Annotated in this window: 15 protein-coding genes; 12 read left to right on the top strand and 3 right to left on the bottom strand. The window is 56.1% G+C overall.

Going from position 1 to position 15,086, the window contains the following annotated elements:
* Position 1 precedes the first annotated feature (1 nt).
* A complete protein-coding gene (locus tag AC52W5_RS10520; RefSeq protein WP_495670958.1) occupies positions 2 to 901 on the bottom strand; it encodes an ATP-binding protein in 900 nt (299 codons plus the stop codon).
* Positions 902 to 1,276: 375 nt separating this feature from the next.
* Between AC52W5_RS10520 and AC52W5_RS10515 the strand changes: the two genes are divergently transcribed.
* Positions 1,277 to 1,927, top strand: coding sequence for an EF-hand domain-containing protein (locus AC52W5_RS10515; RefSeq protein ID WP_495670957.1), 651 nt, complete (start codon positions 1,277 to 1,279; stop codon positions 1,925 to 1,927).
* 158 nt (positions 1,928 to 2,085) lie between these two features.
* Here the strand turns inward: AC52W5_RS10515 and argJ are convergent, their stop codons facing one another.
* Entirely contained in the window at positions 2,086 to 3,324 is a 1,239-nt protein-coding gene (argJ, locus tag AC52W5_RS10510) for a bifunctional glutamate N-acetyltransferase/amino-acid acetyltransferase ArgJ (RefSeq protein WP_495670956.1), read from the bottom strand.
* A gap of 339 nt (positions 3,325 to 3,663) precedes the next feature.
* Between argJ and AC52W5_RS10505 the strand changes: the two genes are divergently transcribed.
* The gene (locus tag AC52W5_RS10505) at positions 3,664 to 3,891 is read left to right on the top strand and encodes a sulfurtransferase TusA family protein (protein WP_074973393.1); all 228 of its coding nucleotides are present in this window, start codon (positions 3,664 to 3,666) and stop codon (positions 3,889 to 3,891) included.
* Positions 3,892 to 3,951: 60 nt separating this feature from the next.
* Here the strand turns inward: AC52W5_RS10505 and AC52W5_RS10500 are convergent, their stop codons facing one another.
* Positions 3,952 to 4,680, bottom strand: a complete 729-nt coding sequence (locus AC52W5_RS10500) for a hypothetical protein (protein ID WP_495670955.1) — start codon at positions 4,678 to 4,680, stop codon at positions 3,952 to 3,954.
* A gap of 268 nt (positions 4,681 to 4,948) precedes the next feature.
* Here AC52W5_RS10500 and AC52W5_RS10495 point away from each other — a divergent pair, with 268 nt between their 5' ends.
* The 10 genes from AC52W5_RS10495 to nuoK all read left to right on the top strand — a co-directional run bounded on the left by AC52W5_RS10495 (position 4,949) and on the right by nuoK (position 15,082).
* Positions 4,949 to 5,392, top strand: a complete 444-nt coding sequence (locus AC52W5_RS10495) for an NADH-quinone oxidoreductase subunit A (protein WP_495670954.1) — start codon at positions 4,949 to 4,951, stop codon at positions 5,390 to 5,392.
* 46 nt (positions 5,393 to 5,438) lie between these two features.
* The gene (locus tag AC52W5_RS10490) at positions 5,439 to 6,038 is read left to right on the top strand and encodes a NuoB/complex I 20 kDa subunit family protein (RefSeq protein WP_371265861.1); all 600 of its coding nucleotides are present in this window, start codon (positions 5,439 to 5,441) and stop codon (positions 6,036 to 6,038) included.
* Positions 6,035 to 7,870, top strand: a complete 1,836-nt coding sequence (gene nuoC, locus AC52W5_RS10485) for an NADH-quinone oxidoreductase subunit C/D (protein WP_495670953.1) — start codon at positions 6,035 to 6,037, stop codon at positions 7,868 to 7,870. The genes AC52W5_RS10490 and nuoC overlap by 4 nt, the downstream gene beginning before the upstream one ends.
* Positions 7,871 to 7,916: 46 nt before the next feature.
* Positions 7,917 to 8,423, top strand: a complete 507-nt coding sequence (gene nuoE / locus AC52W5_RS10480) for an NADH-quinone oxidoreductase subunit NuoE (protein ID WP_074973386.1) — start codon at positions 7,917 to 7,919, stop codon at positions 8,421 to 8,423.
* Positions 8,356 to 9,678, top strand: coding sequence for an NADH-quinone oxidoreductase subunit NuoF (gene nuoF, locus AC52W5_RS10475; RefSeq protein WP_256210314.1), 1,323 nt, complete (start codon positions 8,356 to 8,358; stop codon positions 9,676 to 9,678). The genes nuoE and nuoF overlap by 68 nt, the downstream gene beginning before the upstream one ends.
* Before the next feature lie 43 nt (positions 9,679 to 9,721).
* On the top strand, positions 9,722 to 12,553 hold the full coding sequence (nuoG, locus tag AC52W5_RS10470) for an NADH-quinone oxidoreductase subunit NuoG (protein ID WP_495670952.1): 2,832 nt from the start codon (positions 9,722 to 9,724) through the stop codon (positions 12,551 to 12,553).
* A 90-nt stretch (positions 12,554 to 12,643) separates the two neighbouring features.
* A complete protein-coding gene (gene nuoH / locus AC52W5_RS10465) occupies positions 12,644 to 13,597 on the top strand; it encodes an NADH-quinone oxidoreductase subunit NuoH (RefSeq protein WP_074973381.1) in 954 nt (317 codons plus the stop codon).
* A gap of 27 nt (positions 13,598 to 13,624) precedes the next feature.
* Positions 13,625 to 14,140 carry an NADH-quinone oxidoreductase subunit NuoI gene (nuoI, locus tag AC52W5_RS10460; RefSeq protein WP_107762152.1) on the top strand — a complete coding sequence of 172 codons (516 nt, stop codon included), beginning with the start codon at positions 13,625 to 13,627 and terminating at the stop codon, positions 14,138 to 14,140.
* A gap of 34 nt (positions 14,141 to 14,174) precedes the next feature.
* On the top strand, positions 14,175 to 14,741 hold the full coding sequence (nuoJ, locus tag AC52W5_RS10455; protein WP_495670951.1) for an NADH-quinone oxidoreductase subunit J: 567 nt from the start codon (positions 14,175 to 14,177) through the stop codon (positions 14,739 to 14,741).
* Entirely contained in the window at positions 14,738 to 15,082 is a 345-nt protein-coding gene (gene nuoK / locus AC52W5_RS10450) for an NADH-quinone oxidoreductase subunit NuoK (protein WP_495670950.1), read from the top strand. The genes nuoJ and nuoK overlap by 4 nt, the downstream gene beginning before the upstream one ends.
* The last annotated feature ends 4 nt before the right edge of the window (positions 15,083 to 15,086 follow it).

Below are 15,086 nucleotides of genomic sequence, written 5' to 3'. Positions count from 1 at the left end.
TTTATCGCTCCTGGTGGAACTCTGTTTTGTCCGCGGTTTTCTGCCCGGCTTTCTCTCTACCTGCCCAGTCGCGCGCGAACTGCCACGCCACCCGGCCATTGCGGGAACCTCGTCCCAAGGCCCAGCGTAGCGCCTCTTCCCGTATGCTGTCATCCATTTTCTCTATCCCGAAGTAGGCAAGCCAGCGCCTCACAATATCCAGGTACTGTTCCTGGTCGAAAGGGTAAAAAGATACCCATAAACCAAAACGTTCCGATAGCGACGTCTTTTCCTCGACCGTTTCGCTCGGGTGAATCTCGCCGCCGATATGCCGCGTGTCCTGATTGTCCACCATATATTCGGGCATCAGGTGACGCCGATTGGAGGTGGCGTAGACAAGCACATTCTCGGAGGCAGTGGCAATAGAGCCATCGAGAACCACTTTTAGTGCCTTGTAGTCTGGCTCGCCGGATTCAAACGACAGGTCGTCACAATAGAGAATGAAGCGTTCGGGGCGTTGGTATATCTTCTCCACGATTTCAGGCAGATCAATGAGATCGTGCTTCTCTACCTCGATGAGACGCAATCCGTCGTCCGCGTATTTATTCAGCATGGCTTTTACCAGCGACGATTTGCCCGTGCCGCGGGCTCCCGTAAGCAGCACGTTATTGGCAGGATAGTGCCGGACGAATTGCCGTGTATTCCGGTCTACAAGATTTTTTTGCCGCTCTATGCCCTGCAATGCCTCGAACGTGATGCGATCGGGATAATGCACCGGTTCGATGGTCCCGGTGCGTCCTGTCTTTCGCCAGCGGAAAGCCGCGGCATTCCAGTCCGGATTGGGCACGTCAGCGCGCAGCAGCCCCTCCAGGCGGGAGAGCAAGGTTTCCGCCCGATCATATAAGCTATCCCAATCGTTCATGAGCTGTCCTGAAAATACTCAATTATACCCGTAACAAATCCAGGGTCCGACCCCGGAACCTGCTCACGGTAGCTGCAGGTACATCGAGAAAGACCGGTTGTAAGCTTCAGGCAGTATGGGGACGGTGTCTGCCGCCGAAAGCTGGGTCAAATGCATGATTTATGTGCGCTAACGAACGGAATAGCTCAGCTAAAAACGCCATGATTTAACGCGGTACGTCAGGCAGTTGTCCAGGTGCCGGGTTCCCGGTTTCCGGTTCCGACCGAACCGTAAAAACCAAGAAGATAAAAATCTTTGATGGGTTTCAGCAATTGGCAAGCGTACGCTTTCCGGGAAACTTCCTTTAAATTGAGCAACCTCTCAGGAGAAAACACTATGAATAATATGCCCAGCAAAAAGTCAATCATTTCTCTCGCGCTCGGATCTGCTTTCGCTGCAACGCTCGGTACTTCTTCCGTTGCTTCTGCGGCCGACAATCCTTTCGCCGTACAATCCCTTCAAAAAGGCTTCATGGTAGTGGGTCAAAATGACGACAAAGGCGGATATGATGCCACCGGCGGATATGGCGACAGGAAGGATGGATATGGTGACACTGGCGGATATGGGGACAGGAAGGATGGATATGGTGCCACCGGCGGATATGGCGACAAGAAGGACGCCTACGGTGGTGACAAGAAGTATGGAGAAGGCCGCTGCGGGATGTCCATGGCGGACACCGATAATGATGGCAGGGTAAGCAGGGAAGAGCACGCCCGCCACGCTGAAATGATGTTTAACAAGATGGATACCAACAAGGATGGGTATATCGATAAGGATGAAGCCAGCGCGATGAGGAAAAAATACCGCGGCCATGGCCACGGGTCCCGGTCCGACGACCAGTATCGTGGCTCAGGCGACCAATACCGTGGAGGCGATCAGTACCGCGGTGATCGCGATGGCGGCGTCGATGTGCATCGTTACCGCGAATATGGTGCAGGCGAGACGGTTCCCCGTGATTTGCCCCACATGAGGCCCATGGGCGAGTAAAGCACTGTTCGTCAGGGATGACTTCCGCCTTGCCGATAAACGGTTAAAACCGGTTATCGGCAAGGTTGTCCTGGGGCAGAACGACAGGGCATCGGTGCTTATATCTTATATATTTCTACCGATTGCAGTGTTGCAGACCCGGGACATACGCACTGGTATCAGCTCCGATACTCCGCGTTGATCTTTACATAATCGTAAGACAGATCGCAGGTCCAGACCGTGGCTGCGGCCTGTCCTCTATTCAGTGCGACGCGCACGGTAATTTCCGGTTGTTTCATCACTCGCTGTCCCTCTTTCTCCACGTAAGCGAAGGCTCTCCCCCCGTTTTCCGCAACCAGCACATCGTCGAGATAAAGTTGCAGTTTGTTGATATCAAGAGCCTCTACGCCTGCATAGCCGATGGCGGCCAGTATTCGCCCGAGATTAGGATCTGCGGCGAAGAATGCTGTTTTGATCAGAGGTGAGTGTGCAATCGCATAAGCAATCTTGCGGCATTCCGCCACGGTTTTGCCACTTTCTACCTGGACTATGATGAACTTGGTCGCGCCTTCGCCATCGCGCACGATTGCCTGAGCAAGTTCCACTGCGACACCGGTTATCGCATCCTGCAATTGCACAAAATCCGGACTTTCCTTATCTACGATGGGTGAATGAGCGGCGCATCCGGTGGCCATCAGGATGAATGCGTCATTGGTGGAAGTATCGCCGTCCACGGTGATGCAGTTGAATGAATGGGCAGCGGCGTGCTGGACCATGTGTTCCAGCAATGGGTTGCTTACGGCGGCATCGGTTGCGATAAAACCCAGCATCGTTGCCATATTCGGACGAATCATCCCCGAACCCTTGGCAATTCCGGTAATTGTCACGGTTGTACCATTGAGGGAAATCTGCCGGGACGCTGCCTTGGGGACAATATCGGTTGTCATGATCGCCTCAGAGGCGGCAAACCAGTTATCGGCTCCAAGATCGTTTATTGCCCTTGGCAACCCGGTAACGATTCTGGGCAGAGGCAACGGCTCCATGATCACGCCGGTTGAAAAAGGCAGTACCTGTTCACTTGCACACCCGAGTAGCCGGGCAGTCTCGGCGCAGGTCGTGCGGGCATCTTCTATGCCCCTTTCGCCGGTGCCGGCGTTGGCGCACCCCGTATTGATGACAAGGGCACGAATAGAACCATTTGAATTGAGGGCCGAGAGATGTTCCCGGGAGACGGTGACTGGCGCTGCGCAAAAATCATTCTGTGTAAACACTCCCGCCACCGTCGCACCGTCATCCAGAACGATGACCAGCAGGTCCTTGCGCCCCGGTTTCCTGATGTTGGCTTCCGCTATGCCCAAGGTGATGCCTTTTATGGCCAGGAGTTGTTCGGGCAGGGCAGGTGTAAAGTTGACGGGCATAATAGATAGTAGATAGGCGAGATAATTGGCGAATGAAGCACAATCGATGCTCGGGTAAAAGAAGACAGTGGTATTATCGTCCCCCGTTGTTTTTTGAATCGGAAGAGCAGATTGTGAAAAAACGCAATGCTAACCCATCTTCAGGTTCTCCTCCATCCCATCTTTTCAGCCGCTGATAATGCCGAATAGCCCGGCATTAACCTGACGAACAGAAATTAGAATTTTTGTAACTGATAGAAATATTGTTATCGGCGAATGGCTTTCGTTCGCCGCGCCCCCGTTTTACTGGGTATACCGCTTGATGCGATTAGGCCGGACCGGGAATGAAGGAGAAGATGCATGAATTGTGATAAAGAACTGGATGTGCGCGGGCTGAATTGCCCGCTGCCCATATTGCGTACTAAAAAATCACTTGTGGATATGATATCGGGTCAGATATTGAAAATTGTCGCCACGGATCCCGGCGCTGTAATCGATTTCCAGGTTTTTGCCGAGCAGACGGGAAATGAGTTGCTGTCGTCGTCGGAAGCAGCGGGTGAATTCACGTTTTATATGAAGAAGAGGTAGCAAAGAAGAAGTAGCAGGAAGCAGCAAGGAGCAGGAGTGGCTTAAGGAAAATCTGAACCATCAGAATTCACGGTATGCCACTGGCCTTTCTGGACACGCGTGCAACCGTTGCGTTACGCGCTGGTAGGCTGCCGGTGAATCGATCGCGCGTTGAGCGGCGACGGCACCATTCATCAGACGCTGATGCAAAGGTTTCAGTATCCCCTCCACCCAGAGCCTTGAGTCAGCCCGGGCCTGGTTTTGCGAAGCATAATAACGTGGTTGGGAAAATGCCGCACGCAGTGGTTCCTCCAGCATTCTCGCTCCAATACGAAAGTGCGATTGCCATGCGGACACATGCTCCAGCTCATGTTTGCGCACGATATTTCTTCTGCAGCTGTCGTTAAGTTCCCTGGCAAGATATACCCGCATTGCCGCAAATCCCAGTTTGACCGAGACATCCGGCACCATGCACGTCCGCCCGTCCGTGCTTGTCCGCCACCTGGCCCGGAATTCGTATTTGAATTCCGGTTCGGCATGCGTCAGTCCGTACACGTTGTGATACGCGTCGCTGGTCTTTCCTGACACCGATTGAAGCGCCTTGGCGGTGCGCGAACTGTCCTCGGCCGGGATGATATCCGTGTACACAACCGCCACCTTGCCGGCACCCATCAGTTTCTCGCAGCCGGCTTTAAATGAGTCATTGCCAGCCAAAGCCATCCGTTCCGGTAATAGAAGCAGCAATAGCAGTCCAGCGAAAAAACTGGCTGCAAGGTCTTTGCCGGTTTGATCGTTCCCGGTGAATCTCAAGTGGTTAAACCAGGCAGAGTAAGGTGGGAAGTGGGGTCGCAATGAGCCTCACGTACAGGTAAGCGTGGCAGGTAAGCGTAGTTTCCCGATAACGACAACATTACGCCTACCACTTTTGTGTTGGCTATCGCACAGAAGTCGGCTGCCCGATGGGAAATACTAGACTTTCACCTGAAGTCATCTCTCTCTGGACCCGCGGCTTTTTGCGGGGACCGGCCTGTTTAATCTTGGTGTCAATCAAAGGACCAAGCACAAAGGAGCCTAATCCTTGGATGCTTTCGCGACACAAGCAACAGAAATCTGGCCCCTGGTTGCATACTTCTTCCTCGTCGTCGCGCTGGTTGCGGGCATCATGGCGCTTTCGTACGTCATTGGAGAGCGTCATAGATCGAAGGCTGCGGACGAGCCATTTGAAAGCGGCATTGTCACTGTCGGCCTTGCGCGCTTACGCCTGTCCGCCAAATTCTATCTGATCGCGGTGTTCTTTGTGATCTTCGATGTGGAAGCTGTATTCCTTTTTGCCTGGGCCGTTGCTTTTCGTGAATTGGGCTGGCCTGGTTATATCGAGGCGCTCATCTTCATATCTATTCTGGGAGCGGCCCTCGCTTATTTATGGCGGCTGGGTGCGCTGGATTGGGGGTCGACCAGGCATTCGGCTGGCAGGTTTGCCAAAGATTCAAGGAGTCCAAACCATGCGGTGGTCTCTAAGTAAGCCATCCGACAAAACCTCCGGGGCAGCAACGTCCGGGTCTTCAATAATTCGCGATAACGGTTTTGAGGAAGACGGGCGCCGCAGCGTATTGCTGACGCGATTGCAAGACCTTGTCGCCTGGGGCCGCAAGAATTCGGTCTGGCCTTACAATTTTGGCCTGTCGTGTTGTTATGTGGAAATGGCGACCAGCTTCACCAGCAAGTATGACCTTGCCCGGTTTGGCTCTGAAGTTATCCGCGCCTCTCCTCGTCAGGCCGATCTGATCGTTATTTCCGGTACGGTTTTTATCAAGATGGCGCCCGTGCTCCAGCGGCTTTACGATCAGATGCTTGAACCGCGCTGGGTTATTTCGATGGGTTCATGCGCGAATTCGGGTGGAATGTATGATATTTACAGCGTGGTACAGGGTGTAGACCGATTTCTTCCCGTGGATGTTTATGTTCCCGGTTGCCCGCCTCGGCCCGACGCATTCATGCAGGGGCTGAATCTGCTTCAGGATGCGATCGGCAAGGAAAAGCGCCCATTGAGCTGGGTGATCGGTCCGCAGGGGATCGAGCGACCGGCTGAAGGATCGCAACGGGATCTCAAGCGGTCCGAGCGAATGCGCGCCACGACCCTGGGCAGTCCCGACGAGGTACAGAAGTGAGCGCAACCTCCAGTCTTGCCGCCCCACAGGATATGCAGAATATACCGAATATGCCTGATGCGCCAAACGCTTCAGATGTGCTGGAAGAACTGAAGAGCCGCTTTGGTCCGCCTGCTACTGGCGACTCAGGAGGGCCAATGGGTTTAGTGCAAAAAACCGGCGCTGACCTTCCCACGCAATGGGTCTCCAGGAACAGAGTGCATGAGGTCCTGCACTACCTGAAACTGGGAGCGGAGCGGCCTTACCGAATGCTGTATGACCTGACCGCGATTGACGAGCGTACACGCGTACACCGCGAAGACCAGCCGGCAAGCCAATTCACTGTCATCTATCACCTGCTGTCGTTCGAGCGCAATGCGGACATGTGCCTCAAGGTCGCGCTCACCGATACTGATCTTCGGATGCCCACCATTACCGATATCTGGCCTGCGGCAAACTGGTACGAGCGTGAGATATGGGACATGTTCGGGATCGTCTTCGACGGGCATCCGCACCTGCGTCGAATTTTGTTACCCCCCTGGTGGCAGGGTCATGCCCTGCGCAAGGATCATCCGGCTCGCGCGACCGAGATGGAACCGTTCCATTTGTCTGCGGAGAAGGAGGAGGCTGAGCAGGAAACGCTGCGTTTTCATCCTGAAGAATGGGGAATGCGCCGCGCACACGACGGCACCGATTTTATGTTCCTCAACCTGGGGCCGAACCATCCCAGCGTGCATGGCGTATTTCGCATTGTACTGCAGCTCGACGGCGAGGAAATCATCGACGCTGTGCCAGAGATTGGCTTTCACCATCGCGGAGCGGAAAAGATGGGGGAGCGCCAATCCTGGCATACCTACATTCCCTACACCGACCGCATCGATTACCTGGGAGGGGTCATGAACAACCTTCCCTATGTGCTGGCCGTGGAAAAACTGGCAGGCATTGAAGTGCCTGATCGGGTAAAGGTGATGCGCGTGATGATGGCTGAATTTTTTCGTATTGCAAGCCATCTGGTGTTCTACGGAACTTTTACCCAGGACCTGGGCGCGCTTTCCCCGGTATTTTTCATGTTCACCGACCGCGAGCGAGTGTTCGATGTCGTCGAAGCCATCTGTGGGGGGCGAATGCACCCGAGCTGGTATCGCATCGGCGGGGTAGCTCAGGACTTGCCCAATGGATGGGATCGGATGGTGCGGGATTTCCTGGATTATATGCCTGCAAGACTGGCTGAGTACGACAAGATTGCTGTGGGCAACCGTATCCTGAAAGCCCGGACGCGAGGTGTCGGCAGTTACTCGAAAGATGAAGCGATCGAATGGGGCGTGACGGGGCCCAATCTGCGCGCCTGCGGCTTCGAATGGGATTTCCGCAAGGCACGGCCGTATTCGGGCTACGACCAGTTCGAGTTCGATGTGCCAACCGGCCAGCATGGCGATTGCTATGACCGCTGTGCCGTTCGCGTACAGGAAATCCGCCAGAGCCTGCGCATCATCGAGCAGTGCCTGGAAAACATGCCGGCCGGCTTGCATAAAGCGGATCATCCGCTCACCACGCCGCCGCTCAAGAGGCATACCTTGCATGACATCGAAACGCTCATCGATCATTTTCTGGGTGTGAGCTGGGGGCCTGTCATTCCTCCGGGGGAAGCATTTATAGGCATCGAGGCGACCAAGGGAAACAACGGCTATTACCTGGTTAGCGACGGCAATACCATGGCTTATCGGGTGCGTATCCGCACGCCTTCCTTTCCGCACCTGCAAATGATTCCTTTGATCAGTCGTGGACTGATGATTTCGGATTTGATCGCCATTCTGGGCAGCATCGATTTTGTCATGGCCGACGTGGATCGCTGATGTGGATCGGCTGAGGGGATCGCTGAGGGGATACTGAGGGGAAACAATGCTGAGCGAACAGGAGAGGAGAGAAATAGAAGCGCATGCGCGGCACTACCCGAATAATCGGGCGGTATGCATCGAGGCGCTCAAGATCGTGCAGCAGCATCGCGGCTGGGTATCGAACGAGGGGATTGCCGACGTGGCCGAGGCACTGCAGATGAAGCCGGCTGAACTGGAGAGCGTTGCAACCTTCTACAACATGATTTTCCGCAAGCAGGTAGGCAAGCATGTCATTTTGCTATGCGACAGCGTCAGTTGCTGGATCATGGGTTATGAACGCCTGCGCGAGCACCTGGGAGACAGGCTAGGTATCAGGCCGGGTCAGACCACCGCCGACGGGCGCTTCACGCTATTGCCGAATGTGTGCCTGGGCGCCTGTGACCACGCTCCTGTCATGATGGTGGATGATGCGCATTACCAGGACCTGGATCCCCCCAGGATCGATGAAATTCTGGCAAGTTATCGACAGGAAGAAGAAAAATCGAGCGATGGAAACGCCGCTGACTCATAACATTTCACCGGGCAGGGAGCCGCCGGATCTTGCGCAGTACGAGAAGGCCGGCGGTTATGCCGGGCTGCGCAAGGCGCTCGGCATGTCGCCGGCGGAAGTTCAGGCAGCGGTGAAGGAATCAAATCTGCGCGGGCGTGGCGGAGCGGGGTTCCCAACTGCACAGAAATGGAGTTTTGTGCCGATGGGCGATGATGCGCCGCGGCCCAAGTATCTCGTTTGCAATGCCGACGAGATGGAGCCGGGGACATTCAAGGATCGCATGTTGCTCGAAGGCGATCCCCACCAGTTGATCGAGGGCATTATCATCAGCGCCTATGCGATCCAGGCTGACGTAGCTTACGTATTTCTGCGCTGGGCTTACAAACTGGCAGCCCGGCGCATGGAGGGGGCAATCGCTGAAGCATGCCGCCACGGCTACTTGGGTAAAAATATCCTGGGCTCGGCATACAGCCTGGAGATGCATCTGCACGTCAGCGCCGGGCGTTATATGTGCGGGGAGGAGACTGCGCTGCTCAATGCCCTCGAAGGCAAGCGCGCCAATCCACGCGCCAAGCCTCCATATCCCCAGGTGAGTGGCCTGTGGGGCAAGCCTACCATTGTCAATAACGTGGAAACCTTGTGCAACATTCCGCACATCCTGAACCAGGGCGCCGAATGGTTCAAGAGCTTGAGCCGCAGCGACGACGGCGGAACCAAGCTGTACGGGGTAAGCGGGAGAGTGAAGAATCCTGGGCTATGGGAATTGCCCATGGGCACTTCTATGCGGGAGATTCTGGAAGAGCATGCGGGCGGCATGTGTGACGGCTATCAGTTTCGCGGGTTGCTGCCGGGTGGCGCTTCGACGGATTTTGTTACTGCCGAGCACCTCGACCTGGCGATGGATTTCGATTCGATGAAAAAAGCCGACAGCCGCCTCGGCACCGGCACCATGATTGTCCTTGATGACAAGACCTGTCCCGTTGGGATGCTGCTCAATCTGGAGCATTTTTTCGCCCAGGAGTCATGCGGCTGGTGCACCCCATGCTGGTCGGGGCTTTCCTGGATCGAACAGATATTGCAGGACATGGAGGAGGGTCGCGGCCGGGCTTCCGACCTTGAACTGCTGGAATCCCATACGCGCCTCCTGGGTCCCGGACATACCTTCTGCGCCCTGGCGCCGGGTGCAGCCGAGCCGCTGCAGAGCGGCCTCAAGTATTTTCGCGATGATTTCGAGCGCCATATCCATGAGAAACGCTGCCCCTGGAGCCAGACGTGAGAGTTGAAACGGGAAATATAGCGAGGCTGGCAAGGCGAGTGTGATGACGACTATCCATATCGACAATCGTCCCTATCCTGCCAAAGATGGTGAGAATTTATTGCAGGAGTGCCTTTCGCTGGGATTCAACCTGCCTTATTTCTGCTGGCATCCCGCGCTCGGCTCGGTAGGCGCGTGCCGCCAGTGCGCGATCAAGCAGTTCAAGAACGAGGAAGACAAGCGCGGCAAGATTGTCATGGCGTGCATGACTGCCACTAAAGACGGAATCCGGATTTCCATCGACGATCCCGAAGCAAAGGAATTTCGCACGAGTGTGGCGGAATGGCTGATGGTGAATCATCCGCACGATTGCCCGGTGTGTGACGAGGGCGGCGAATGCCATCTGCAGGATATGACGGTCATGAATGGGCATGTCTATCGCCGCTACCATGGCCGCAAGCGCACCTTCCACAACCAGGACCTCGGCCCGCTGGTCAACCACGAGATGAATCGCTGCATTCAATGCTATCGCTGCACGCGGTTTTATCGTGAGTATGCCGGCGGTCGGGACCTGGATGCACTGATGCTGCGCAATCAGGTCTACTTCGGCCGTCATCAGGATGGCGTTCTCGAAAGCGAGTTCAGTGGGAACCTGGTGGAGATTTGCCCTACCGGTGTTTTTACTGATAAGACACTGAAGCGGCACTATACGCGCAAGTGGGATTTGCAAACGGCGCCATCGGTGTGTGTGCATTGCGGGCTGGGTTGCAACACCATTCCCGGCGAGCGTTACGGTGCGTTGCGGCGCATCCGCAACCGCTTCAACGGGGCGGTAAATGGTTATTTCCTGTGTGACCGCGGCCGCTACGGCTACGAATTTGTCAATAGCGAGCGCCGGACCAGACAACCCCTGCTGCGAAAAAACAGAACCGAACCACTGCAACTTGCCAGCAAACGCGATGCGCTTCAGCATCTGGGCGAAATGTTATCCGGCAGGACCCGGGCGATCGGTATCGGTTCTCCGCGCGCTTCGCTCGAAGCCAATTTTGCGTTGCGCACCTTCGTTGGGCGCGACCGGTTTTATCTCGGAATCTCTGAAAGGGATTCCCGCCTGCTTGCTTCCGTTCTGGATATTTTAAAGAAAGGCCCTGCCCGCACCCCGTCATTGCATGAAGTGGAATTGGCGGATGCGGTGCTGGTATTGGGTGAGGATGTGGCCAATACCGCGCCGCGCCTCGGACTGGCCCTGCGGCAGTCGGTGCGCCGGCAGCCGGAAAAGATAGCGAAAAAAATGGATATTCCGCTCTGGAATGATCATGCGGTGCGTGCAGCGATGCAGGAAGAGCATGGGCCATTGTTTATCGCCACCATGGCGAATACCCGGATCGATGATATCGCCACCCGCACCTTCCGGGGACCTCCCGCTGAATTAGCCCGTCTGGGGCTCGCAATAGCGCATGCACTCGATCCGATCGCGCCGCAGGTACCGGATTTGTCCGACACGACACAGGCATTGGCAGGTGCAATCGCCGAAAAGCTGATGGCAGCAGAGCGCCCGCTGGTCATTTCCGGCATGGGTTGCGGAGACAACGCCGTAGTTGAGGCAGCAGCCAATGTGACATGGGCGCTTTGCAATATGGGTCGCCCTGCTGAGCTCTGCTATGTAGTTCCTGAATGTAACAGTCTTGGCGCCATGCTGCTGGGTGGCGGCAGTCTCGAAACCGCACTGGAAGCGATGAACGATGCTGCTGCGGATATTCTCATCATTCTCGAAAATGATCTTTATCGGCGGGGAGATGCCGCCATGGTTGATCGGCTTCTCGCTGCCGCGCGGCACATCGTGATGATCGACCACATTGAGCATGCGACCAGCGCGAAGGCTGACATGGTGTTGCCGGCCGCGACCTTTGCCGAGGCCGATGGCACCCTTGTGAATAACGAAGGCCGGGCGCAACGGTTCTTTCAGGTATTTGTACCCAAGGGTGAGATCGAAGGTGATATCAAGGGTGATACTCCACGCGATATTCCCGGCGATATCCAGGAAAGCTGGCGCTGGATGCGGGACATCATAGTTGCCGGCCGCGGGGACGAAAGGCAATGGTCAAGCCTGGACGATGTCACTGCTGCTTGCGTTGCGGCGATTCCCTTCCTGGAACCCATTTTACGCGCCGCCCCCCCGGCGGCTTTTCGTATGGACGGACAGAAGATTCCGCGTGAGTCCCATCGTTATAGCGGACGCACCGCCATGCACGCCAATGTAAACATCCACGAACCCGAACAGCCGCATGATCCCGATACAGCCTTGGCATTTTCGATGGAAGGCTACCTGGGTCATCCGCCGCCGTCGCTTATTCCCCGGTTTTGGGCCCCCGGCTGGAATTCGATACAGGCGTTAAACAAGTTCCAGGACGAAGTGGGTGGTCAGCTTTCCGGGGGGGATCCAGGCGAGCGCCTGATCCAGGCGACGCCGGGGAAAAAAGCTGCTTATTTTGAAAATATACCGCCCGGCTTCGAGCCGCGCCCGGGCGAATGGCTGCTGTTGCCGTTGCACCACATCTTTGGTTCGGAGGAGTTGAGCATCCTCGCGCCCGGCATCGCCGAGCTCAGTGCCCAGCCCTATCTCGCGCTCAACCCGGAGGATGCAAGTAATCTCGGATTGACTGCAGGGGATGAGGTGCAGTTGCGCTTGAGGGCGCAGACGGATGTCACGGCAGATGGCTCAGCGGCAGATGGCTCGGCGAATGCCGCCACTACTCCCGCTGAAATTTTCCGGCTGACGCTGCGCTTCAAGCCTGCGCTGCTGCACGGTACTGCGGGGCTCCCTGTCAGCCTGACAGGCATGGGTAATCTTGCGGGAGTCGCCTTGCCAGCATGGGGCGAGCTAAAGAAGGTGTAAAGGGGAAAGGCGGAGAAGGGAAAGCAAATGTAAGGATAGATAGAGGAAAGAAGCTCCGAATGGATTCAGCCATGAATAGTGGATTCAGTCATGAATGAATGGGCCATCATCTGGGCGAACCTGATTTTGATCCTGGCCGTCGTGTTTGCTTTCTCGGCGATGCTGTCCTGGATCGAGCGCCGCCTGCTCGGCCTGTGGCAGGATCGCTATGGACCCAATCGGGTAGGGCCCTTCGGGGTTCTGCAAATCGTCGCTGATTCGATCAAGCTTCTTACCAAGGAGGACTGGATACCCCCCTTTGCAGACAGGGCGGTGTTCGTGCTGGCGCCGGCAATCGTTGCCGTCACCACGCTGCTTGCGTTTGCCGTCGTGCCAATCGCGCCGGGCATCGGCGTGGTCGATCTGAACATCGGATTATTGTTTTTTCTTGCCATGTCTTCGCTTGGCGTCTATAGCATCGTGCTGGGTGGATGGGCATCCAACAGCAAATATTCGCTGCTCGGGGGCTTGCGCGCAGCGGCACAGATGTTGAGCTATGAGGTTTTCATGGGTCTGGCGCTCATGGGTGTTGTCATGCTCGCCGGTTCATTCAACCTGCGCGATATCGTTGCCGCGCAGGAAAATCTCTGGTTTTGTGTGCCGCAGATCCTGGGCCTGGCAACTTTTGCCGTAGCAGGCATTGCCGAGGCGCGCAGGCTTCCTTTCGATTTGCCCGAGTCGGAGAACGAGCTGGTCGCAGGCTTTCATACCGAATATTCCAGCATGAAGTTCGGTCTGTTTTTCATTGGCGAATACGTCGGTATCACCCTTATCTCGGCAATGATCGTCACCTTATTCTTCGGCGGGTGGCTGGGCCCACTGCTGCCTCCACTGGTCTGGTTTCTGCTCAAGACTTTTATCGTCGTCGCCTGCTTCGTCCTGCTGCGGGCGGCATTGCCACGCCCCCGTTACGATCAGTTGATGGCCTATGGCTGGAAAGTCATGCTGCCAGTCACGCTTGTCAATTTGTTGATCACCGGCGCAGTCGTATTGTCAACGGCATAACTGCTCATATAGCTTCGGGAGAAGATCATGTGGAATTCTCTGAAGACAATGTGGATCGTTTTTCTGCACATGTTCCGCCGCCGGGTAACCATTCAATACCCGGATGAGAAGCCCAACATCCCGCCGCGCTGGCGCGGACGCATCATTCTAAGCCGCGATCCGGACGGGGAGGAACGCTGTGTCGCCTGCTACCTCTGTGCGGCAGCCTGCCCAGTGGATTGCATCGCGCTTCAAGCCACCGAAGATGAGCACGGACGCCGCTACCCCGAGTTCTTCCGCATCAATTTTTCGCGCTGCATTTTTTGCGGATATTGCGAAGAGGCCTGCCCTACCGACGCGATCCAGCTTACGCCGGACTTTGAAATGGGCGAATACAACCGGAAAAACCTGGTGTATGAAAAAGAGGATCTGTTAATCGATGGCACCGGCAAATATCCCGGCTATAACTTCTACCGGGTGGCGGGAGCTACGATCGGAGGAAAAAACAAGGGCGAGGCCGAGAATGAAGCGCCTCCGGTAGACCCGCATTCGCTGTTGCCTTGATCCGTACCTTTGATTACTGATTCAGGAGGAGGTTATGGAAGCGACATTCTACTTGTCCGGAGCGGTTGCCGCCGCAGCCACGCTGATGGTCATTACGCGGGCGAGCGCCGTACATGCATTGCTCTACCTGATCGTATCCCTGCTTGCGGTGGCGATCATCTTTTTTGTGCTGGGGGCGCCGTTTGTCGCCGCACTGGAGGTCATCATTTACGCAGGCGCTGTCATGGTGCTGTTCGTGTTCGTGATCATGATGCTCAACCTCGGCAAAGCCGCCGCGGTCAAGGAGCGGGAATGGTTGAGTCCCGGCATGTGGGTGGGACCCTCCATACTGTCGGCATTGCTCCTGGCAGAACTGATTTATATCCTTGTTCAGAATGTACAGGATATGCAGGGCGCGTATGGCGGTGCCATAATCTCCAGCGGGGTTGTGGTCGATTCGAAGGAAGTCGGCATCGCGCTCTTCGGGCCCTATCTCCTCGGTGTCGAGCTGGCATCGCTGCTGCTGCTGGCGGGATTGGTCGGCGCCTGTCATCTCGGCTGGCACACCGAGCCACGTTTCGGTTCGCATTCGGCATCCCGTTCGGATGGAGCGGAGTCGTGACGACGGCCGCCGCATCCGCTGCTACCACAGTTGCGGCTGCTGTTCCCATGCATCATGGCCTGCTACTCGCCGCAATCCTCTTCGCGCTGGGAATGACCGGCATCCTTGTGCGGCGCAACCTGATTTTTATCCTGATGTCGATCGAGATCATGCTGAATGCTGCCGGACTTGCCTTCGTGGTGGCCGGTTCACACTGGGTCCAGGCCGACGGGCAGGTGATGTTCATCTTTATCCTGTCAGTGGCGGCGGCCGAAGTCTCTGTCGGCCTGGCATTGCTGCTGCTGTTGCACCGCCGCTTCCAGACACTGGACGCCGATGCGGTAAGCAAGATGCGGGGGTGATAAT

The organism is Nitrosospira sp. CT (genome assembly GCF_059489795.1).
The sequence above is the reverse complement of the archived record's forward strand: the minus strand, read 5'-3'. Positions and strand labels throughout refer to the sequence as shown.